This is a genomic window from Streptomyces sp. JNUCC 64 (genome assembly GCF_054484115.1).
The window spans coordinates 6,777,198-6,798,510 of the sequence record NZ_CM137015.1; the positions used below are offsets into that span (position 1 = coordinate 6,777,198).

At 73.9% G+C, this 21,313-nt stretch carries 20 protein-coding genes and 2 pseudogenes; 10 read left to right on the forward strand and 12 right to left on the reverse strand.

Annotated elements, in window-relative coordinates:
- Window positions 1–16 precede the first annotated feature (16 nt).
- From ACVWNX_RS27980 to ACVWNX_RS28000, 5 genes are all read left to right on the forward strand, one after another.
- Window positions 17–1,096 (forward strand): LLM class flavin-dependent oxidoreductase, encoded by a 1,080-nt coding sequence (locus tag ACVWNX_RS27980; protein ID WP_454410963.1) that lies wholly within the window; start codon window positions 17–19, stop codon window positions 1,094–1,096.
- Window positions 1,093–2,424, forward strand: a complete 1,332-nt coding sequence (locus tag ACVWNX_RS27985; RefSeq protein WP_454410964.1) for an NtaA/DmoA family FMN-dependent monooxygenase — start codon at window positions 1,093–1,095, stop codon at window positions 2,422–2,424. Before ACVWNX_RS27980 ends, ACVWNX_RS27985 begins: the two co-directional genes overlap by 4 nt.
- A 246-nt stretch (window positions 2,425–2,670) precedes the next feature.
- The gene (locus tag ACVWNX_RS27990; RefSeq protein WP_454410965.1) at window positions 2,671–3,507 is read left to right on the forward strand and encodes a DUF1684 domain-containing protein; all 837 of its coding nucleotides are present in this window, start codon (window positions 2,671–2,673) and stop codon (window positions 3,505–3,507) included.
- Between the two features lie 358 nt (window positions 3,508–3,865).
- On the forward strand, window positions 3,866–4,774 hold the full coding sequence (locus ACVWNX_RS27995) for a S1 family peptidase (protein ID WP_454410966.1): 909 nt from the start codon (window positions 3,866–3,868) through the stop codon (window positions 4,772–4,774).
- A 184-nt stretch (window positions 4,775–4,958) separates the two neighbouring features.
- Entirely contained in the window at window positions 4,959–5,666 is a 708-nt protein-coding gene (locus tag ACVWNX_RS28000; protein WP_454410967.1) for a hypothetical protein, read from the forward strand.
- A gap of 303 nt (window positions 5,667–5,969) precedes the next feature.
- Here the strand turns inward: ACVWNX_RS28000 and ACVWNX_RS28005 are convergent, their stop codons facing one another.
- The 8 genes from ACVWNX_RS28005 to ACVWNX_RS28040 form a co-directional block, all read right to left on the reverse strand.
- A complete protein-coding gene (locus tag ACVWNX_RS28005; protein ID WP_454410968.1) occupies window positions 5,970–6,869 on the reverse strand; it encodes an alpha/beta fold hydrolase in 900 nt (299 codons plus the stop codon).
- Between the two features lie 83 nt (window positions 6,870–6,952).
- Window positions 6,953–7,135 (reverse strand): hypothetical protein, encoded by a 183-nt coding sequence (locus ACVWNX_RS28010; protein WP_454410969.1) that lies wholly within the window; start codon window positions 7,133–7,135, stop codon window positions 6,953–6,955.
- A complete protein-coding gene (locus tag ACVWNX_RS28015; protein ID WP_454410970.1) occupies window positions 7,129–7,536 on the reverse strand; it encodes a hypothetical protein in 408 nt (135 codons plus the stop codon). Before ACVWNX_RS28015 ends, ACVWNX_RS28010 begins: the two co-directional genes overlap by 7 nt.
- 139 nt (window positions 7,537–7,675) lie before the next feature.
- On the reverse strand, window positions 7,676–8,863 hold the full coding sequence (locus ACVWNX_RS28020) for a helix-turn-helix domain-containing protein (RefSeq protein ID WP_454410971.1): 1,188 nt from the start codon (window positions 8,861–8,863) through the stop codon (window positions 7,676–7,678).
- Between the two features lie 97 nt (window positions 8,864–8,960).
- Entirely contained in the window at window positions 8,961–9,602 is a 642-nt protein-coding gene (locus tag ACVWNX_RS28025) for an HAD family hydrolase (protein WP_454410972.1), read from the reverse strand.
- Window positions 9,603–9,639: 37 nt separating this feature from the next.
- The gene (locus ACVWNX_RS28030) at window positions 9,640–10,644 is read right to left on the reverse strand and encodes a DUF3533 domain-containing protein (protein ID WP_454410973.1); all 1,005 of its coding nucleotides are present in this window, start codon (window positions 10,642–10,644) and stop codon (window positions 9,640–9,642) included.
- Window positions 10,645–11,282: 638 nt separating this feature from the next.
- Window positions 11,283–12,323: a lytic polysaccharide monooxygenase auxiliary activity family 9 protein gene (locus ACVWNX_RS28035; protein ID WP_454410974.1), complete on the reverse strand. Its 1,041-nt coding sequence runs from the start codon at window positions 12,321–12,323 to the stop codon at window positions 11,283–11,285.
- A gap of 376 nt (window positions 12,324–12,699) precedes the next feature.
- Complete coding sequence (locus ACVWNX_RS28040) at window positions 12,700–13,410, reverse strand: response regulator (RefSeq protein WP_454410975.1); 711 nt, start codon at window positions 13,408–13,410, stop codon at window positions 12,700–12,702.
- Window positions 13,411–13,569: 159 nt separating this feature from the next.
- Here ACVWNX_RS28040 and ACVWNX_RS28045 point away from each other — a divergent pair, with 159 nt between their 5' ends.
- The 3 genes and pseudogenes from ACVWNX_RS28045 to ACVWNX_RS28055 all read left to right on the forward strand — a co-directional run.
- On the forward strand, window positions 13,570–14,553 hold the full coding sequence (locus ACVWNX_RS28045) for a Bug family tripartite tricarboxylate transporter substrate binding protein (RefSeq protein WP_454414971.1): 984 nt from the start codon (window positions 13,570–13,572) through the stop codon (window positions 14,551–14,553).
- A gap of 92 nt (window positions 14,554–14,645) precedes the next feature.
- The gene (locus ACVWNX_RS28050; protein ID WP_454414972.1) at window positions 14,646–15,128 is read left to right on the forward strand and encodes a tripartite tricarboxylate transporter TctB family protein; all 483 of its coding nucleotides are present in this window, start codon (window positions 14,646–14,648) and stop codon (window positions 15,126–15,128) included.
- A gap of 1 nt (window position 15,129) precedes the next feature.
- Window positions 15,130–16,605: pseudogene (locus ACVWNX_RS28055) on the forward strand (tripartite tricarboxylate transporter permease); the annotation flags it as partial.
- Between the two features lie 544 nt (window positions 16,606–17,149).
- On the opposite strand, the gene ACVWNX_RS28060 reads toward ACVWNX_RS28055, so the two are convergent.
- Window positions 17,150–17,287 (reverse strand): hypothetical protein, encoded by a 138-nt coding sequence (locus ACVWNX_RS28060; RefSeq protein WP_454410976.1) that lies wholly within the window; start codon window positions 17,285–17,287, stop codon window positions 17,150–17,152.
- Window positions 17,288–17,446: 159 nt separating this feature from the next.
- On the opposite strand from ACVWNX_RS28060, the pseudogene ACVWNX_RS28065 reads away from it, so the two are divergent.
- Window positions 17,447–18,019, forward strand: a pseudogene (locus tag ACVWNX_RS28065) (NUDIX hydrolase); the annotation flags it as partial.
- A gap of 331 nt (window positions 18,020–18,350) precedes the next feature.
- Here the strand turns inward: ACVWNX_RS28065 and ACVWNX_RS28070 are convergent.
- Together ACVWNX_RS28070 and ACVWNX_RS28075 are read right to left on the reverse strand one after the other, a co-directional pair.
- Entirely contained in the window at window positions 18,351–18,881 is a 531-nt protein-coding gene (locus ACVWNX_RS28070) for a ribonuclease FAU-1 family protein (protein ID WP_454410977.1), read from the reverse strand.
- Window positions 18,862–19,779 (reverse strand): GNAT family N-acetyltransferase, encoded by a 918-nt coding sequence (locus tag ACVWNX_RS28075; RefSeq protein ID WP_454410978.1) that lies wholly within the window; start codon window positions 19,777–19,779, stop codon window positions 18,862–18,864. Before ACVWNX_RS28075 ends, ACVWNX_RS28070 begins: the two co-directional genes overlap by 20 nt.
- 190 nt (window positions 19,780–19,969) lie before the next feature.
- Here ACVWNX_RS28075 and ACVWNX_RS28080 point away from each other — a divergent pair, with 190 nt between their 5' ends.
- Window positions 19,970–20,344 (forward strand): GntR family transcriptional regulator, encoded by a 375-nt coding sequence (locus ACVWNX_RS28080; RefSeq protein ID WP_454410979.1) that lies wholly within the window; start codon window positions 19,970–19,972, stop codon window positions 20,342–20,344.
- Window positions 20,345–20,610: 266 nt separating this feature from the next.
- On the opposite strand, the gene ACVWNX_RS28085 is transcribed toward ACVWNX_RS28080, so the two are convergent.
- Entirely contained in the window at window positions 20,611–21,243 is a 633-nt protein-coding gene (locus tag ACVWNX_RS28085) for a TetR/AcrR family transcriptional regulator (protein ID WP_454410980.1), read from the reverse strand.
- Window positions 21,244–21,313 lie beyond the last annotated feature (70 nt).

Below are 21,313 nucleotides of genomic sequence, written 5' to 3' on the forward strand. Positions count from 1 at the left end.
AGAAAGGCCCATCCGCATGTCCGCTTCCCCCGGCCGGGGGCTGTTGCACCTGGCCGCCGCCGTCGACCTGCCCGACACGTACGACCCGGGGGAGTACGCCGGGCTGACCCGGCTCGCCGAGCGCGGCGCCCTCGACTTCGTCACCCTCGACGACTCCTACGGCCGTCCCGGCCCCGACGCGCTCGCCGTCCTCGCCCGGCTCGCCCCCGACACCCGCCGGGTCGGACTCGTCCCGACCGTGACGACCACCCACACCGAGCCCTTCCACCTCCAGGCCGCCGTGGCCACCCTCGACTGGGTGAGCCGGGGCCGCGCGGGCTGGCGTCCCGACGTCTCCGTCAGCGAGGCCGAGGCCCGGCTGTTCGGCCGCCGGCACTCGGCGCCCCCCGACCGGCTCTGGCAGGAGGCGGGCGAGGTCGCCGAGGTGTCCCGACGGCTCTGGGACAGCTGGGAGGACGACGCCGAGATCCGCGACGCGGCCACTGGACGCTTCGTCGACCGCGACAAACTGCACTACGTCGACTTCGAGGGCGCCACCTTCGCCGTCAAGGGACCCTCGATCGTGCCCCGGCCCCCCCAGGGCCACCCCGTCATCGTCGTCGACGCCACCGACCCGGCCGCCCGCGACACCGCCGCCCGGCACGCCGACGTCGTCCTGGTCCGGGCGGCCGGGGCGGCGCAGGGCGCGGCCCTGCGCGACGAACTGCGCGCGGCGGCCACCGCCCACGGCCGCGACCCCGACACCCTGCGCGTCCTCGCCGCCCTCACCATCGACCTCGGCGAGGGCGAACACGCCGCCGAACCCGGCCACGGCGGCGGCGGACCGCGCCCCAGCCCGCACGGCCCGCTCTACCGGGGCGGCCCCGTCGACCTCGCGGACCTCATCGCCGCCTGGCACGGCCACGGGGCCGCCGACGGGTTCCACCTCACCCCCCTGGAGCCGCGCCGCGACCTGGAACGGCTCGTCAACGGAACGGTCCCGCTGCTCCAGCACCGGGGGCTGTTCCGCACCTTCTACCCGGGCAGCACGCTCCGCGAGCACCTGGGGCTCGCGCGGCCCGCCAACCGCTACGCCCTGACGGGGGACCCCTCATGACCGACCGCCCCGCGCGCCCGGACCGGGGCGGCCGTGCCCGTCGGCAGATCCATCTGGCCGCCCACTTCCCCGGCGTCAACAACACCACCGTCTGGTCCGATCCGCGCTCCGCCTCCCAGATCGACTTCGCCTCCTTCGAGCACCTGGCCAGGGTCGCGGAGGAGGGACTCTTCGACTTCTTCTTCCTCGCGGAGGGCCTCAAGCTCCGCGAGCACAAGGGACGCATCCACGACCTGGACGTGGTGGGCCGCCCCGAGTCGATCACCGTGCTCAACGCGCTCGCCGCCGTCACCGACCGGCTGGGCCTCGCGGCCACCGTGAACGCCACCTTCAACGAACCCTTCGACCTCGCCCGGCGGCTGGCCACCCTGGACCACCTCAGCGGGGGTCGGGCCGCGTGGAACGTCGTCACCTCCTCGGACGCGTTCACCGGACAGAACTTCCGGCGCGGCGGCTTCCTCGACCGGGCCGACCGCTACACCCGCGCCGCCGAGTTCGTCGCCACCGCCCGGGAACTGTGGGACTCCTGGGACGCCGACGGCACCCAGCACGCCTTCGCCCACCGGGGGGAGCAGTTCGACATCGAGGGGCGGTTCACCGTCCCCCGCTCCCCGCAGGGGCACCCCGTGGTCATCCAGGCCGGGGACTCCCCGCAGGGAAGGGAGTTCGCCGCCTCCGCCGCGGACGTGATCTTCAGCAGGCACGGCACCCTGGAGGCCGGGCGCTCCTTCTACACCGACGTCAAGGACCGGCTGCCCCGCTACGGACGGACCGCGCGGGACCTGAAGATCATGCCGGGGGTGACCGTCGTCCTCGGGGACACCGTGGCGGAGGCGCAGGAGCGCGCGGCGGGCATCCGGCAGCAGCAGATCTCCCCGCAGAACGCGATCAACGCCCTGGAGCAGATCTGGGGCGTGGACCTGACCGACCACGACCCCGACGGTCCGCTGCCCGCCGGCGACCCGGACCTCGGCTCGGGCGTCGTCCAGGGCCGGACGACCATGGGCGACCCGCTCGCCATCGCCGCGAAGTGGCGGGCCCTGTCGGAGGCCAAGGGCCTGTCGATCCGGCAGACCGTGATCGAGGCGACCGGACGGCAGTCCTTCATCGGCACCCCGGAGACGGTCGCGGACGAGATGATCGAGTTCGTGGAGACGGAGGCGGCCGACGGCTTCATCCTCGTCCCCCAGCTCACCCCGGGCGGACTGGACGACTTCATCGCCCGGGTGGTGCCGATCCTCCAGGAGCGCGGTGCCTTCCGCACCGCGTACACGGGCACCACCCTCCGGTCCCATCTGGGACTGCGGACCCCCGGCACGGGGTCCTGAGCCGGGGCGCGGTCCCAAGGCACCGGGCACACGGCACGCGCACGGCGCGCACCACGGACACGGCGGCACGTCCCGCACCACGGGACACACGCACCACGGGACCAGCGGCGCTTCCCACACCACGGGACACGGCACACACGCACCACGGGACACGGCAGCGCGTCCCGCACCACGACGGGGCACGGCGCACGACGTGCACCACGGGACACGGAACGACGGAACGACGGAACAGAGGAAGGCACCGTTATGAGCGAGGACAGCACCCGGCGGGACCCGGCGGACGCCGGACAGGAGTGGAAACGGTGGCACGCCCAGCGCACCGAGGCGGTCGCCGCGCCGTACGGTCCGCTGGCGCTGACGGGCACGTACTGGCTCGCGGATCATCCGGACGGTCTGGTTCCGGCCATTCCGGGGCGCTGGACGGTCGCTCCGGACGGTTCCGGGGTGGTGCTGACGGCCGCCCCCGAAGAGGGGCTCACCGTCGACGGGCGGCCGTTCGCCGGAGAGGTCCCGCTGATCGCGGACACCGGCGCGCCGGAGGCCGCCCGGGTGGCGCTGGGAGGCCGCCGGTTCGTCGTCCTCGCACGTGAGGGGCTGTGGGCGGTACGGGACTTCGACCCGGGGTCGGCGGCCCGCGAGGCGTTCCGGGGGATCGAGGCCACCCCGTACGGGGCCCGCTGGTCGGTGCCCGGACGGTTCACCCGGTACTCCGGCGACCGCCGCACGGTGGAGGTGGAGAACGCGGACGGACGGCGCCGGGGACTCGGGTTGGACGGCACCCTCGCCTTCACCCTCGACGGAACGGAGCACACCCTCCAGGCGGGGGTGGAGGCCGACGGCTCGCTGTGGGTGGTCTTCGCGGACGCCACCAGCCAGAACGCCTCCGAGGACGGGGGGAGTTTCCGCTTCCGCTTCCTGCGTCCCCCGCCGCCCGACGCCGAGGGGCGCACCACGGTGGACCTCAACCGCGCGCTGTTGCCCCCGTGCGCGTTCGCGGACCACTTCATCTGCCCGTTCCCGCCGCCGGGCAACACCCTCCCGGTGGCGGTCGCCGCTGGTGAGCGGCGTCTGACGGGACGGTAGCCGGACTCCTCGACGATGAGCGCGGGCGCGACGGGGGCGCCCGCGCTCACGGCTGTCCGGCCGGGGCGGACGAGGACGCGGTGACGGCCGGGGCGGCCGGGGGCGACGGCGCCGGTGTGGCGGTGGGGAAGCGCCGTTCCGTCCGCCGGGCGGGGCGGCGGGGGGTCCGTCCGCCGGGTCCGCCCGCTAAGGCCGAAAGGGCCCCTTGTTCCGGTGCGCCGGGTCTCGGAATACTCCCGATCAGCGCTTGTCAGGGTCATGGCATGTCCGGTAATCGGAGGGCCGCCCGCCCCTTGACTGCGCCTCACGGACCGCGCCACACCCCTGGCCCCTGACTTCCCTCGGGAGGAATGATCACGTGAGGAACAAGCGCACCACCCCCCGCTCCGGTATGAGCCGCCGAGCCAGGCTCACCGCCCTCGCCACCGGATTCGTGGCCGCCGCCGCGATGATCGTGCCCTCGGCCGGCACCGCCGGTGCCGGGACGGCCCGCACCTATGACGCCGTCGAACTGGCCAAGGCCAGCAACTCCGTCCTGGAAGCCGATGTCGCGGGCACCGCCTGGCGGGTCGACCCGTCGTCCGGCCGGGTCTCCCTCACCATCGACAGCACGGTGTCCGCGGCGGAGATCGCCGAGATCAAGAGCAAGGCCGGGAACGCCGCCGGGGCCATCGACATCACCCGGGTCAAGGGCAAGTTCGCCCCGCTCATCTCGGGCGGCGACGCCACCTACGCGACCAGCTGGCGCTGTTCCCTCGGCTTCAACGTGCGCCGGGGCACCGTCCGTTACTTCCTGACGGCCGGACACTGCACCAACGGCGCCGGGAACTGGTGGTCCAACTCCGCCCGCACGATCCTGCTCGGCCCGACCGAGGGCGGCAGCTTCCCCGTCAACGACTACGGTCTCGTCCGCTACACCAACGCCTCCATCCCCTCGCCGAGCACGGTCGGCGGCCAGACCATCACCAGCGCCGCCACCCCGACGGTCGGCACCACCGTCTACCGGCGCGGCTCCACCACCGGTCTGCGCAGCGGCCGGGTCACCGGTCTCAACGCCACCGTCAACTACGGCGGCGGCGACGTCGTCTACGGCATGATCCAGACCTCGGTCTGCGCCGAGCCCGGCGACTCCGGCGGCTCGCTGTACGCCGGGACCACCGCCTACGGCCTCACCTCCGGCGGCAGCGGCAACTGCACCTCCGGCGGGGTGACGTTCTACCAGCCGGTCGTGGAGGCCCTGAACGTCTACGGCCTCACCATCGGCTGACCGCTCCGGCCGGTGCGCTGATCCGCCCCCGGCCGGTACCGGCACTCCGTAGGATCGCGAGCCCCCGCCGGACGTCCGGCGGGGGCTCGCGGCGGGGGCGGAGTCACGCGCCGGGCGGGCGACGGGAACGAGCGGGGCCGACGGCACGGGACGCGGACCGCGCGGTACGGGGAGGGTGTGGGTCATGCCGGACGGAGAACGGGATTCCGGGCGTCGGCGCGGGCGACGGGGGCGGGGCCCGGGGGAGGACGGCGACGGCCAGCGCCGGGTGCGGCGCGACCGGGTGCTGTTCACCACCCCGATCGTGCTGCTCGCCGTGCTGGGCGCGCTCCTGGTGTGGGAGGTCGTCCGCTCCAACGTGACGGGGGACCTCGCGCACCAGTGGCCCTGGCGGTTACGCCTGATGGACATGAACCCGCTCGGCAGTCTGATCGCGGTGGCCGCGGCGGCGGTGCTGGCCCGCGCCCAGTACACGGCGGCCGTCCTGCCCGCGCTGGGCTGGCGCTCCGACTGGCGGCCGGGGAGCCTCGGCACCGGGGATCCCACCTGGCAGGCGGGCATCCTCAACGGCGGCCGCCAGCAGGCGGTGATAGAGGCCGTCGACTACCGGATCGTCCTCGCCGACGGCACCGCCTCGCCCCGGCTGGCCTTCGCGGAGGCGGTGGAGTTCCTGGCCGCCGCCGGGTTCGCCCCGGGGCGGGACTTCGCCCTGGTGCGGTACGGCGCGGGCTTCCCGCTGATCCCCTCCGGGGCGTACGACACCGTCAAGGCGGGGGAGTTCACCCGGGGGTTCGTCGACGGGGTCGCCGGGTTCGGGATGCGGGTACGGGTGCTGGACGCGGCCGGGGACAGCCATGAACGGGTCATGGACCTGTTGAAGGGGGCGCGGTAGCCGGTTCCCGGCGGGGCGCGGGCGGTGGGCGGGCGGCTGAGTGGTGGGCCCCGGCTGGTTCGGGCCCGTCGGCCGGTCGGGGCTGGCCGGTGGGTCGGGGGCCGGTGCGGCGCTGCGGCGGTGCGGTGCGGTGCGGTGTGACGGGACGGACGGGACGGGACGGCGTGGCGGTGCGGTGTGATGGTGTGACGGGACGGCGTGGCGTGGCGGTGTGGCGATGTGACGGGACGGCGTGGCGTGGCGGTGCCGTTGGGTCCGGGCGGCACCCGGACCTCCGCTCCCGGACCGCCCGGACGGTCGCCGTCAGACGGCCGGGGGATCGTCCGTCCGCTCCCCGGTCAGCCAGTCGAGGACCTCCGGCAGCGCGGCGATCGCCCCGAAGTGGCCCGCGCCCGGCGCCAGTACGGGACGGACCCGGGGCAGCCGCCGGGCCAGCCAGTGGAAGTGGTCCACCGGCGAGAAGGTGTCCTCCGCGCCGTGCCAGAGCAGCACCGGACGGGTCACCGCCTCGGGGTCGAACCCCCAGGGCCGCACCGAGGCGACCATGTCGTCCAGCCAGCCGTCCGCCGATTCCCGCAGTGCCTCCCGGTAGTTGAGGAGCAGCATCTCCCGGACCCCGGGGTCGGCGATGATCCGGCGGTCGGACGCGGTGAGACCGCCCTCGATGTCCTTGAGCAGCTGCTCCGGGTCCCGGAGGATGTGCTCCCGGCGCTCCGCCACCACCTCCGCGCTCCGCTCGGGCCCGGTCAGCGCCCGCTCGTACTCCCGGACGTTGAACTCCGTCATCCCGGCGGTCCAGTCGAGCCCCGCCGCGTCCCGGGGCGCCAGGCTCACCATGGCGGCGACCCGGCGCACCCGTCCGGGCAGCAGCGCCGCGCAGGCCAGCGCGTGCGGGGCGCCCCCCGAACGGCCGAGGACCGCGAACCGCTCCACGCCGAGGGCGTCGGCCACCGCCGCCGCGTCCCGGGCCGCGTCCACCACCCGGCGGCCCGGCGCGCGGTCCGAACCGCCGTAGCCGGGACGGTCGTACGCGAGGAACCGGACGTCCGGCCGCGCCGCCGCCACCGCCCGGGGGACCACGCCCGGACGGCAGCCCGGGGTGCCGTGCAGCAGCAGGACCGGGGTGCCGTCCGGGTCGCCCCACTCCGCCACCGCGATCCGGCGCCCGTCCGGCCCGCCGACCTCCGTGACCTCCGCGCGCATGCCGCTCCCCTCCGTGCCGTCGCCGCCGGTCCGGTGAGCGGCCCCGCCGTCCGTGGCCGGGCGTCGCGCACCGGGTGGCGACCTTACCCCGGGGGCCTTCGCGGGGCGGCGGGCGCGGGTGCGGTGCCCGAACGCCGTCGCGCGCCGTGGCAGTCCAGGTGGACGAGGACGCTCCAGCCGGGGCCGGAGTTCGTGAGGTGGTGCTGGGTGTCGTAGGGCTCCCCGGCCCGGAGCAGCCGTCCGCAGCGGCCACAGACGTTCACCACGCGCTGACCCCCACGGCGACCGTGTTCGGCCCGGCGACCGCGGCCAGCGCGCGCAGGACGACGACGAGCCGCCGTTCGTCGAGGTTCTCCACCTGCCACAGGGGCACGAGCCGGGGAAAGCCGATCGCCACGACCAGGTCGAGGAAGGCCCGTTCGTTGGTGTCCAGGACCAGGGTGCTCCGGTAACGCGCCTCGAACCGGGGCCAGTCGCAGTGCGCGGTCGTCCCGTTGTCGACGACGAGCAGCTCTCGGACGTCCTCACGGGCGAGGAGGTCGCCCTCCTGGACCAGCGCGGCGATCGCGGCCCGTTCACCGGTGTCCCGGGTGCCGGCCCAGTGGGTGATGCGGTCGGCCAACGACGGCGGGTGATGCTCTTCCGGCTCCTCCACCGCCTTGCCCATCACTGTGCTTGTCTCGGGTTCCCACATGACGTCCCCGTCCGCTCGAATGTCTTGGACCACTCAGAGCATGGGGCGCCGGAAGGGGGCAAAGGGATACGCGGTGTATCCCCTGCCCGCCCGGGTGAGTGGAGGCGATGGGTTATACGACGCCCATCCACTCCGCGAAGCCGGTGAGAGCGCTGTCCGTTCGCCGTACCCGGCGCAGGGTCCGTGTCGCCTCCTGCGCCCAGGGGTGCCGCCGGGTGTGCTGCGGTGCGATCCGGCGGGCGGTCCGCAGTGACTCGTAGGCGTCGGTCATGCGTCCGCTCCACACCTGGGCGCGCGCGATCTCGATGTGGAACCCCGACGAGCGCTCAGCCGTGAGACGGGGTGGCGGACTCCACGCGTGTGCGAGGTCGAGGGCTCGGGCGACATGATCGCCGCCGAGGCTGATGGCCACGGAGGCCTCGTGGACGCGGACGCTGTCGGGCCCGAAAGCCGTGCCACCGTAGACGTTCTCGTTCAGTGTGGCGCTCAGCGAGCGGGCCTCGGCCAGGTGCGCGATGGCGCTGTCACCGTCTCCCGCCCGTCCGGCCAGCACCGCCGCGCGCATGTGCAGAGCGCCCCGGGCCGCCGCAGCGGCGGGAGCGGACGGTGGCGGGCTGTCGTCAATGGCGTTTTCGAGCGCGCGCAAGCCTGCTTCGTGGGCTCGGGCGGCGAAGAACGTCTCCGCACGGACATAGGCCACTCCCGCCCGCAGCAGCGGGTCCCCGACATGGGCGGAGGCCCAGCGCATCAAGTCGATGAGGCGTGCCGAGAGGTCGTGCGCCGAGTGCTTGTAGGCGGCAGCGTCGGCGGTGCGCGCCACAGAGGTCAGGAGACGCGCCGCCGTCAGACGCTCTTGCCCGGCGCTGTGGTGGAACAACGCCAGGCAGTCGGTCACCAGGGCGGGCGCGTGCTGGGCGATGAGCCCGTACTGGGCCCCACCCCGCCAGAGGGCGGCGTCCTCCACCGCTCGCCGCAGGACGTCCGGGGCACGCGTGGGGGGACCGAGGGGGATGTCATAGGCGGCGATCGCGGCGGAGAGCCGGGGCAGGGCGCTCTGCACGCGGAGTTCGGTTCCCGTGTAGCCGGAGACGAACCGGGCGGGGTCGGTCCGTAGGGCGGCGGCGATGGATTCGAGGGACGCGTCGCTGGGTGAGCGGACTCCTCGTTCGATGGCCTTGACCGTGGGAAGCGACAGATGGGCCGCGCGGGCCAGCTCCGCTTGGGTCAGCCTGCGTGCCTGACGGGTCGCGGCGATGCGCTGGCCCACGTTCCGTGCGTGGTGCGGTGTGTTCGTGGACATGGACGGGCTCCGTTCCGTACGTCGCCACGAACCGTACTCGGGAGGGCACGTTCCGTTCGGGTGAACGCCGGTGACGGCCGCCAGGGACCCCCGCCGTCTACCGCCCGATGGCGGCCACGAGCGCGGTGAGGTCGTCGATCCGCCAGTCGGCTGCGGCCACGACATCCGGTGCGTCGGCCCAGAACAGCCCCCATGGCCCGCGGCGCAGATGGGCCGTGCGCAGACCGGCTGCCTTCGCCGGGAACAGGTCGTTGACGGGGTGATCGCCCACATACACCGTCTCTTCGGGAGCCCCCCCGGCCACGTCGAGCACCCGGGCGAAGAACTCGGGGGAGGGCTTGGCGACGCCCCATTCGCCCGAAGTGACGATCAGGTCGGCGGGTAGGTCCAGTGCGCGGAGGAGTTCCCCCACCCGGGCGGTCTGGTTTCCGGCGATGACGACGCGGACGCCGTGCGCGCGGAGTGCGGTGAGGGCGGGGCGCACGTCCTCGTACAGATCGGTCTCGTCCAGCTGTTCGCCCAGGCCTGCCCGTTCCCGTGCCGCGTACTCGGTGGCGAGGTCGATGCCGGGCCGGACCAGCCGCAGGGCGTCCGCGTTGTCGCGTCCCCGCGCGACGACGGCACCCACCAGCGCGGACACCGTGTGCCGGGGCGCGCCCAGCCAGTCGGCCCACGCGCCCCAGAAACGGTCGTCCTTGACGAGGGTCTCGCCGACGTCGAACACCACGGAACGGATCATCGTCGGAGACTACTCAGTCGACGGGCGCCCGCCCCCCTCACCCCACCGGCGGGCTCTTCCGCCGCAGCGACGTCAGTACGGTCAGGGCGGTGCCCCCGGCCGCCCACGCGGACAGCACCAGCAGCGGGCCGGTGACCGCGTTGCCGTGGAAGTAGGCGATGGAGCGGGCCGTCCAGGTGCCCGCGCCGGGTGGCAGGGCGGGGCCGATGGCCTTCCAGAACGGGGGCAGCATCGGGGACGGGAACGCCCCGCCCGCGCTGGGGTTGCCCGCGATGACGATGAGGAGGATGGCCAAGCCGATGCCCACGATCCCGGTGAGGCCCTGGAGGGCCAGGGTCGCCGCGCCGACCGCGAAGGTCACCAGCGCGCCCAGTCCCCACAGCGCGAGGACGCTGCCGGGCAGCGCCCCGAGGACCGGCCCGATGATCACCGCGCCACCGATCCCGCCGACCAGGGAGGCCAGCGCCAGCGCGCCCAGCCGGATGCCCGCCCGGGACGGGTTCGCGGGCCGGGCGCCCGCGCTGATGGCGAGGATCGACGCGCAGAGGTAGCCCCCGACGCACCAGCCGACGACCAGGTAGAACGAGGACAGCCCCTCGAAGTCGTCGGGCGAGGCGGGGGCCACGTCGACGGTCTCCACCGTCCGGCCCTGGGGGGCCAGTGCCTCCGTGACCAGCTTGACCAGCGTGGCGGAGAGCGCGGCCCCGCCGCCCGAGGCGACCAGCAGGGTGTCCGATCGGCCGTCCGGGTCGACGATCAGGGCGCCGTCGATCTCCCGGTCGAGGACCTGCGCCCGGGCGGCCCCGGCGTCGGCCACCGTCCGGGGGTCCAGCGGAGCGCCGGGGAGGTCGGCCAGTTCGGTCACGATCCGGTCGGCGTTCGCGGCGGGCGCGGCGACGCCGAAGGGCACGTCGGTCGGCTCGGGGTCGTGCAGGGCCCCGACGTAGGAGGTGATGAAGAGCAGCTGCAGGACGACCACGCCGACCACCAGCAGGGCCGCGCGCGGGGTGACCGCGCTCTTCAGTTCGTCGACGAAGCGCATGCCCTCACGGTCCGGTCCACCGGGTCCCTCCGCAGGCGGGAGGGGTCTGAATGGCGGAGCCCGGTGGCGGTGGACGTACGGGCTCGCGGGCCGCGCGTCACCGGGAAGCGAGGGGGCGGCGGGCGCCCGGACCGGGGCGGGAGGGGCGCGTGACCGGGGGAGGGACGGCGGGCGGAACGGGCTCCCGGGGCCAGTGACGGAACGCGCTCCCGGTGGTCCGGTGGGGGACGGGACGCGCTCCCGGTGGCCCGGTAGGGGACGGAACCGGGGCTCTCGGCGGTCCGGTCCCGGTGGCGGAACGGGCTGCTCCCTGCGGTCCGGTGCCGGAGGAGGAACGTGATCCCGGGGTCCGGTGCCGCTGACGGGCTTGGTGGCCCGCGAGCCGGTGACGGCCGCCGGGTCGACCCCGTGCCGGTGACGGGCCGGGGCCCCGGACAACGCGCGTCGGGGGTACGCGCCCGGAACGGCGCGTACCCCCGACGGCAAGCGTGGTGGATCTTCGATCAGCCAGTGTCCGGAGCGAGCGGGCAGACCCTCTCGCTCCGGCACCCGGCTCCGGGTGGCCGCTTGTTCAGCGGCCACCCGACCTGGCGGCCATCCCAACCCCGGAGGTGGCTGCCTGGCGCGGCGGTCGTCCCTCAGCGACCGCTGCGACCGCCGCCCGTCGCCGCACGGCGGCGGGCGGAGGCGAACAGACCGGCGGCGCCGAGACCGAGGACGGCCGCACCACCGATCGCGATGTAGGGCGTGGAGCTGCTGCCACCGGTCTCCGCGAGGTTCTCGGTGGTGCCGCCCTGCGCCTTGGCGCCGGACTCGCCCTTGGGGGCGGTGCCCTGGGCGCCGCCGCTCTCCACGGCGGTCACGGAGCCGGGGCCGTCGGTGGCGGAGGCGTTGGCCTCGCCCTTGGTGCCCTTGCCGGTCTGGCCCTCGGGGGCCATGTCGCCGTGGCCGCCGTGCTCGACGGTCGACTGGTCGCGCTCCTTCTCGATCACCTTGTCGCTGGGCGCGGAGGCGACGGGGGCGGGGGCGTTGCCGGCGGAGGTGTCCTTGCCGAACACCACGTCGGAGCAGGTGTAGAACGCCTCGGGGGAGTCCGAGCGCTGGTACACCGAGTAGATCAGGTGGCGGCCGGAGCGCTGCGGGATGTCACCGTCGAAGACGAAGGAGCCGTTCTCCAGCCGCGGGTTGGTCACCGTGGCGAAGGGCTGGGCCTCCAGGTCGGACCACTTGAGGGCCTTGGTGGGGTCGTAGCCGACCTTGGTGACGTAGAGCGCGATGCTGCCCTTGTGGGGGGCGGTCGCCCGGTACTTGAACGTGTGGTTGCCGGAGTTCAGCTGCGAGGCGGGCCAGTCGGCGCGCGGGGCGTCGAGCCCGGCGTACTTCGAGCGGTTGGCGCTGCAGAGCTTGCCGTCCGGGATGATCTGGCGGTGCGCACCGGCCGCGTTGGCGATGTTCACCTCGTTCCAGTCGTACAGCGGCTGGGTGCCGCCGGCGGCGACGAGGGCCTTGCAGGCGGCGGAGTCGGGGCTTTCGGGACCCTCGGCGAAGCACGCCGAGATCCGGCTCACCGGGTCGCTCATGGAACCGTGCGCAGCCGCGGGGGACGCGTTCAGGACGGTGAGGACGAGCGGCGCGACACCGAGAGCGGCGATCGCGGCGGCCGTACGGCGAGCGGTCATGGACGGTCTCCTCAGACTTGCTTAGCGGGGGGAACCCGGGAGTCGTACGGGCGGTGTACGACTCCCGGGCAAGGGGAAAGCTAGTCGCTCTCCGCCCTCGAATCCGCTGTCGGAGGCCACTCCTGGTGATCTTTATGGCCCTCTTAAGGGAGGCATCGGGTTGCGCTCAGATCGCGCCCCGATACGTCCGAATCCTCACGGCGATGTGTCCGCCGGAATGAGGCGCGGGGGCGGTCGATCGGGGTGGTGCGGGGGGGTGGCGCACTCGGTCACGGGGCTCTTTTCGCAGCTCAGAGCGGTGGACCGGGTGCTCATGGGGTGGTGCGGAAGCATTCGGGCACGGGTCGCCGGAACATGACGGGCGCCCGTGCCAGGGTCACTGACGGGCCCGTCGGGGCCGCTCGATCCACTGGTAGCGGCGCTCGGGGCGGCCCGCGCCGCCGTAGCGGAGGGTCACCTCCACCCGGCCCGTCTCCGCGAAGTACTCCAGGTAGCGCCGGGCGCTGACCCGGGACAGCGACCCCTCGCGCGCGCACTCCGAGGCGGACAGTCCTTCGGGGTGCTCGCGCAGGGTCCGCTCCACGAGGTCTGCGGTGTGCAGGGCGAGGCCCTTGGGGAGCTGGTCGCGGGCCCCTGGGGGGCGACTGCCGAACAGTTCGTCCACGTCCTCCTGGCGCGCCTCGTCGAGACCGGCGAGCCGGGCGCGGACCGCCGCCACGTGCCGCATCTGCTCCTGGAGCGTGGTGCGCTCGAACGGCTTGATCAGATAGTGCAGCGCGCCCGCGCGCAGCGCGGACCGCACGGTTCCGGCGTCCCGGGCGGCGGTGATGAACAGAACGTCCACCGGCACCCGCTCGGGATCGCGTTCCTCGGCCGCCCGGATGCCCCGCAGCACGCCGATGCCGTCCATGTCCGGCAGGTACACGTCGAGAAGGACGAGGTCCGGTCGGAGGGACTCCACGGAGCGCAACGCCTGCTCACCGTTGTGTGCAACCCCAACTACCGTAAAGCCCGTCATTTCGGACACGTACCGGCTGTGCAGGTTCGCGACCATAAAGTCGTCGTCCACTACCAGTACTTTCGTCATCGCCGCAGGCTAAGCGTGTGAACACAAGGACCACAACGTCCGTTGGTTGCGGAAGGGAGACAGGCTCTTAACGCGCAGGCAACATGTGGGCCACCTCACAGATAAAAGTCATGTGAGGAGTTCCTTATCGCCTCTCATGACGAACAGGTGGTGGCACGCGTGCGCCTGCGCACTCCCCTAGCCCTGCTCGGGGCAGCGGTTCTGGTCCTGGTGGGGCCACCGCTGATCACCACGGGCAGTGACTCCGAGACCGGGACCAACATCCCGGGACTGCAGTTCATGGTCCCGAACACCCCCGGCGGTGGTTACGACATCACCGCGCGCACCGCGGCGAAGAACGCCGAGGACGCCGGGCTCAGCCACGGCATCGAGGTCTTCAACCTGCCCGGTGCGGGCGGCACGGTCGGCCTCGCCCGACTGGTCAGCGAGCACGGCAACGGCAAGCTCGCGATGTCGATGGGTCTCGGCGTGGTCGGAGCCGTCCGCTCCAACGACGCCCCGAAGACGCTCGCGGACGCCACCCCCATCGCCCGGCTGACCGAAGAGCCGGACGTGGTCGTCGTCTCCAAGGACTCCCCCTACAAGACGATCAACGAGCTGGTCGACGCCTGGAAGGAGAACCCCGGCAAGCTCCCCGTCGGCGGCGGCTCCTCCCCGGGCGGCCCCGACCACCTCGCCCCGATGCTGATGGCGCGCTCCGCGGGACTCTCCCCGAAGGACGTCAACTACATCCCCTTCGACGGCGGCGGCGAACTCCTCGCCTCCATCCTCGGCAACAAGGTCGGGTTCGGCGTCTCCGGCGTCGGCGAGTACCTCGACCAGATCAAGTCCGGCGAGCTGCGGCTGCTCGCGGTCACCGGCCCCGAGCGGGTCGACGGCCTCGACGCCCCCACCCTGCGTGAAGCCGGTTACGACATGGACTTCACCAACTGGCGCGGCATCGTCGCCCCGCCCGGACTGACCGACGCCGAGCGCGACAAGCTCATCGGCCTCGTCGAGAAGCTGCACGCGTCCAAGGAGTGGAAGGCCTCCCTGAAGAAGAACCGCTGGGACGACGCCTTCCTCACCGGCGACAAGTTCGGTGACTTCCTCGACGCCCAGGACAAGCGGGTCGTGTCCGTACTGAAGGAGCTGGGACTGTGACGACCATCGAACCGCCCGGACGTCCAGGCTCCCCCGACGGAGCCGACGCCACCACCAAGCCCGCCGGGCAGGAGCCGGGCCGCCGCTCCTGGCTGCGCGAGTACTCGGAACTCGGCGTCAGCGTCCTGCTCGTCGCCCTCGGCGTCCTCGTCCTCGTCGACGCCCTCACCATGGACCTCGACATCGCCCAGCGCGGGCCCGTCGGTCCCAAGACCGTGCCGATCGTCATCGGCATAGGTCTGCTGGTGATCGCGGTCCTGCTCGCCGTCGACGTCCTGCGCGGCGGTCGCGGCGAGGCCGAGGGCGGCGAGGACATCGACCTCAGCGAGCCCGCCGACTGGCGCACGGTCCTGCTGCTCGCCGGTGTCTTCCTGGCCACCGCCGTCCTCATCGAGCCCCTCGGGTTCCCCATCGCGGGCGCCCTGCTCTTCTGGGGAGCGGCCTACTCCCTCGGCAGCCGGCACTTCCACCGCGACCCCCTGATCGCCGCGGTGCTCTCGCTCACCGCCTTCATCATTTTCGACCGCCTGCTCGGCGTCCCGCTGCCTGGCGGCCCCCTGATGGGAGTGCTGTGAGATGAATGCCTTCAACTCCCTGATCGACGGGTTCGGCACCGCCCTGACCCCGATCAACCTGCTCTGGGCCGTCATCGGCGTCCTGCTCGGCACCGCCATCGGCGTCCTGCCCGGCATCGGCCCCGCCATGGCCGTCGCCCTGCTGCTGCCCGTCACCTACGGACTCGACCCCACGGGCGCGTTCATCATGTTCGCCGGTATCTACTACGGCGCCATGTTCGGCGGTTCCACCACCTCCATCCTGCTCAACACCCCGGGTGAGAGCGCGGCCGTCGTCGCGGCCATGGAGGGCAACCCCATGGCGAAATCGGGGCGCGGGTCACAAGCCCTCGCCGCGGCCGCCATCGGCCACTTCACCGGTGGTCTGATCGGCACCCTGCTGCTCGTCGCGCTGGCCCCCGTCGTCGCGGACCTCGCCGTCGACATCGGCGCCCCCGACTACTTCGCCATCATGGTCCTGGCCTTCATCGCCGTGACCTCCGTGCTCGGCTCCTCCCGCATCCGCGGTCTCGCGTCCCTGCTCATCGGTCTCACCATCGGCCTCGTCGGCCTGGACCAGATGACCGGTCAGTCCCGTCTCACCTTCGACAACCTGCACCTCGCCGACGGCGTGGACGTCGTGATCGTCGCGGTCGGACTCTTCGCGATCGGCGAGGCCCTGTGGGTCGCCGCCCACCTGCGCCGCGGCGCCACCGAGCCCATCCCGGTCGGCCGCCCCTGGCTCGGCCGCGACGACCTCAAGCGCACCTGGAAGCCCTGGCTGCGCGGTCCGTTCATCGGCTTCCCGTTCGGGGCGATCCCCGCGGGCGGCGCCGAGATCCCGACCTTCCTCTCGTACGTCACCGAGAAGAAGCTGTCCAAGAACAAGAAGGAGTGGGGCAAGGGCGCCATCGAGGGCGTCGCCGGACCGGAGTCGGCCGCCTCGGCCTCCGCCGCCGGAACCCTCGTCTCCATGCTCACCCTCGGCCTGCCCACCACCGCCGTCGCCGCGGTGATGCTCGCCGCCTTCCAGCAGTACGGCATCCAGCCCGGCCCGCTCCTGTTCGAGCGGGAGCCCGACCTGGTGTGGGGCCTCATCGCCTCCCTCTTCGTCGGCATGGTGCTGCTGCTCGCCCTCAACCTGCCGCTGGCCCCGGTGTGGGCGAAGCTGCTCCGGATCCCGCGCCCCTACCTCTACGCCGGCATCCTGTTCTTCGCCGCGCTGGGCGCCTACGCGGTGGGCGGCGAGTCCCTCGACCTGGTGATCCTGCTGCTCATCGGTCTGCTCGGGTTCGGCATGCGCCGCTACGGTCTGCCGGTCCTCCCGGCGGTCATCGGCGTGATCCTCGGCCCGAACGCGGAGCAGCAGATGCGCCGCGCCCTCCAGATCAGCGACGGCAGCGTCTCCGGACTGTTCAACACGCCGTTCTCGATCACGGTCTACGTGATCATCGGGCTGATCGTGGCCTGGCCGCTGATCGCCAGGCTGGTCCGCCGCCCGGCCGCCGCCACCGCGGTACCGGCCGAGCGGAAGACCCCGGTCACCGTCGGGGCCCCGGCCGAGCGCGCCGAGGGCGACGCCCCGGCCGCCGGTGCGGACGCCGACGCGGACGCCCCGGCCACGCCCGCCACCCCGGCGGGTACGGACGGCGCCGACGGTTCCGACGACCCGGACGACTCCGGGACGAAGGGCCGCGACACCCGGAGCTGATCCGGAACGGGCCCCCGGACCCACCCCCACCGGCCGGGCGCGGAACGCCGACCGCTCCATCCGTCGGCGCCCGCGCCCGGCCGTCCCTTCCCCGGAACCCCGGGGAACGGCGGTGCCGGGCCCGGTCGTATACGAAACGCCCCGTCGGAGGGCCGGAGGAATTCCCCCGACAGGGTGAGCGCACACCCCCGGTGGGGGCCGTCGGACGGACGGCCCCCACCGGGCGTTCCACCGCCCGGGACCACCGGGGGAGAACGCGAAGTGCCCGGCACCGATCCCCGGTGCCGGGCACTTCGCGTCACGCACGCGCCCGGGGCCCCGCCCCGCGCGGTCAGCCCTCGGGCCACCAGGTGCGCTGGATGTCCTTGCGGATCTCCGGGCGCTCCCGGGAGAGTTCCTCGCTCTCGTCCCGCCGTACCCGGCGGGTGTCGGTCCTGCTCGGCGTCTTCTGCACGGTCACTCGGCGCATGACAGCCTCCTTGGGGACTACCTCTTCCCGCGTTCGCGCGGTGCTAGACCCGTTGGGGGAGGGTGTCTCACCACGGGGCCCGCTGTCAGTGGCGGATGTCACCCTGGCGAGGTGGAAAACGACCTCGCCGCCGACCGCCTCCGCGTCCCCTCCGACGGCCTCCCCGCGCCCCAGCCCCCGCCCCCACGGCACACCGAGGTCGTGGACGTGCACCTCGTCGTCCGCCGGGGCGACGAGGTCCTGCTCGCCCGCCGCGCCCGCACGGGCTACGGCGACGGGCTGCTCCACGCCCCCTCCGGTCACGTCGAGGACGGGGAGGACGTCCGCGCGGCGATGGTCCGCGAGGCCCGGGAGGAGACCGGGCTGCGGCTGGCCCCGGAGGACCTGCGGACCGCGCTGGTCATGCAGCACCGGGGGCCCGGCGGGCGGCCCCGGATCGGCTGGTTCTTCGAGACCGCGTACGGCGTCGGCGGCGAGCCGGTCAACGCCGAGCCCGACAAGTGCTCCGAGCTGGTCTGGTCCCCGCTCGCCGCGCTCCCCGAGGACATGATCGGTTACTGCCGGGCCGGTCTGGACGCCTACCGCGCGGGCGAGCGGTTCCTGCTGCACTGGCACCAGGATGAGGACCCCGTCCGTTACGACCCCCACCGGGACCGGTCCGTGGTCCTGCCCCCGAGCGGCGCCCCGGTGTCGGGTTCCCGGGTGTCGGGTTCGACGGCCCCCGGCTCCTAGGTGTCCGGTCCGGTGGCGTTCGGCTTCCCGGCGTCCGGTCCGGCGGTGTCGGCTCCCCGGCGTCCGGTCCGGCCGGGGAGCCGGACGGCGCGCGGGAGCGCCGACCCCGCGGGCGGCCGGGCCGGGCCGGGCCGGGCCGCTGGACCGTCACCTGGCCGGATGGCCCGCTGTCCGGACCGCCGCCGGGCCGCCGCAGGGACGGGCGGCGGTCCGGGCGGGCGGAACCATCGGTGGGAGACCCGGGGACATCCGGGGACAGCCATGGGCGCCGGTGGGGGCGGCGGTGCGGTGGAGATCCGGGAAGGTGCCCGGCCGCCGGGGCCCGGGCCGGTCAGCGGGGCGGGAAGAGCGTCGGGTCGCCGGAGCGGGCCAGCCGCTCCAGCTCGTCCAGGGCCGCCACGGCCTCCCGGGCCGCCCCGGGATCGCTTTCGGCGATCCCGCTGGCCGCGAACTCGTCCTCGTCCAGCCGCAGCACGGCCGTCCGGTCCACCGACACCCACAGGTCCAGGTCCAGGTCCGTCACCACGATCTCCCCGGCCGTCACCTCGGCGGGCCGGGTCACGTCGCAGTACCAGCCCTTCAATACGCCCCCGCCGGTGCGGACCTCCTTCACCGCGTACCACCGGGTGCGCCAGTAGCGCTCGGTGAAGACGTCGCCGGGCTCGAAGCGGACGAACCCGAAGTCACGCGTCCCCGCCCCGGCCCAGGGCGCCCGGACGCTCACCCGGTCGCCGTCGTCGTCCAGTAGCGCGGCCGGGTAGCGGATCTTGACGCGTCCGCCCTTGGTCAGGACGACGTCCACGGTGGTGCTGCCGGGTGCGCCGTCACCCGGGCGGGGCCGCTCAGCCGAGGTCGCGGACATGGCGCACCTCCGTCGCGCAGACCGCGTACCCGAACCAGTCGTTGACCGCCAGCATCGGGCCGTTGCCCGTGTCGTTGCCGGTGAACGCCTCGGTGACGCCCGCCTCCCGGGCGCGGTGCAGGGAGTCGTTCTTGACGGCCTTGGCGAGTCCGAGGCCCCGGTGGGACCGGGCGGTGCCGGTCATCCCCGTCACGTACCGGCCGCTGCCGTCGGTGCGGGCCACGGTGAACGCGACGGGCCGCCCGCCGTCGACGGCGACGGTCGTCAGCTCCCGGTCGAGCAGCGGGTGTTCCCAGGTGGTGCGGAGCCAGTCCGCGTAGTCCGACAGATCGGAGGGGAGGTCACCGGGTTCGTCGGCGGTGCAGTGCGCGTCCAGGTCGAACAGCGGACGCGGGTCGTCCGCGAAGTCGGCGGCCGTGCGCAGCTCCACCCCCTTGGGCGGGGCGGTCCGGGGCGGCAGCGCGGCGAGGTCCAGCCGCAGGAAGTGGGCGCTGCGGCTGGCCCGGTAGCCCCGGCGCTCCGCGAAGGCGAGGGACTCCGGCTCGTCCATGACCCAGACGTACACCCGGCGCACCCCCAGCCCGGCCAACTGCTCCTCGGCGGCCCGCACCAGCAGCGTTCCGGCGCCCAGCCCCCGGCGGTCGGGGTGGACGTAGAAGTTCGCGTACCCCTGCCCCGGCTCGGGGGAGTCATGGGCGACGCCCAGCTGGACAGTGCCGATGATCTCGCCGTCCGACTCCGCGACCAGCGGCCGGTAGTGCGCGTCGGGATGGGCCCGGGCGACGTCGAAGGTCACGGACCCGGCGGTGGAGAGGAGGAACGGGACGGCGGCGTTGCGCACACGGGCGAAGCCTTCGGCGTCCTCGGGCCGGAAGGGGCGTACCAGGGGGGTGCTCATGGACTCACGCTAGGCCGGGCCCCCGGGTCGGCGCTCCTGAATTTCCGGTGGTCAGCGGGGTGTTCACCGCTGGTGGCCGGGTGCGCGGCGCCAGGGGGCCTCCCCGGGGACCGCCGTCGCCCGCCGGACGGGGGTGTCGTCCGTCCGCGCCCTGCCGGGGGGACGGTGTCCGCTGCGTCAGAATCGTCGGGTGACGTTGACGATCGTGATCGACCCGGCCGAGGGCACCGCACCCTTCGAACAGCTCCGCGCGCAGATCGCGGACCAGGCGAGGTCGGGCGTCCTGCCGACCGGCTACAAGCTGCCGACCGTCCGTGGGCTCGCCCAGGAACTGGGGCTCGCCGCGAACACCGTGGCCAAGGCGTACCGGGTGCTGGAGGCCGACGGGGTCATCGAGACCCGGGGCCGCCTCGGCTCCTACGTCGCCGCCGCGGGGGACGCGGCCAGCCGGGAGACGGCCGCCGCGGCGGCGGCCTTCGCGGAGCGCGCGCGGCACCTGGGGGTGCCCGAGTCCGAGGCCCTCCGGGCGGCCCGGGAGGCGCTGCGCGCGGCGTACGGCCGCTGATCCGCACCCCTTCGGGCCCGGTGCGGTTCCGCTCCGAACCGCACCGTGCCCGGTCCGGCAGCGGCACGCGCGCGGCGGCTCCGACCGTTCCGCCGACGGTCTCCCCGTCAGCGACCGGAGCCGTCCGCGACCGGAGCCCGTCCGTGCCGGGCGGTGTCCGCTCAACGCCGAGTCGTGTCCGTCATGCCCGCCCGTGCCCGTCGGTGTCCGTCACCGTCCGGCCGGGTCCGGCGCGGTGCGGCCGGGTCCGGCGGTCCGGGCGGCGGTCAGCGGTGAAGGTCGATCAGCCGGGCCAGCTGACGGCCCGCCGCCTCCAGCGGGGCGGGGCTGCGGGACACCTGGGCCGCCAGCTCCGCCCCCTCCAGGGTGCTGATCACCACGGAGGCCAGTTCCTCCGCGACGTCCCCGGCGAACCCGGCAGCCCGCAGCCGGACGGCGACCTGCTCGCGCCAGCGGGCGAAGGCGCGCGCCGCCGCCTCCTGGATGTCGGGGGCCCGGCCCGCGGTGCCGAGCGCCGTGGAGGCCACCGGGCAGCCCTCCACCCAGTCGGAGTCCCGCAGTCCGGCGGCGAGGCCGTCCGCGCAGCGGGCGACGGCCTCGGCCGGGTCGTCCGTGGCGTTCAGCCAGCGGTCGAGCTCATCGGCGAACTCCTCCTCGCCGTGCCCGATCGCGGCGACCGCCAACTCCTGCTTGCCGCCCGGGAAGAAGTGGTAGACCGAGCCGAGCGTGGCCGACGCCTCCAGGGAGATCTGTTTGATCCCCGTGCCGTCGTAGCCCTGTCGCTGCATCAGATGTGAGGCCGCCCGGACGATCCGCTCCCGGGTGCCGAGCCCGCTCGCGGGTCCGGTGGCCGTGGCGGTGTCCCGCGCGGCTGTCGTCTTCTCGTCAGTCGTCTTCACGTTCCGAGTGTACCGAGGGCCGGGTAGAACGTTCGTTTTAGCTCTGCTAGGGTCCTTTCTAGATAGAGCG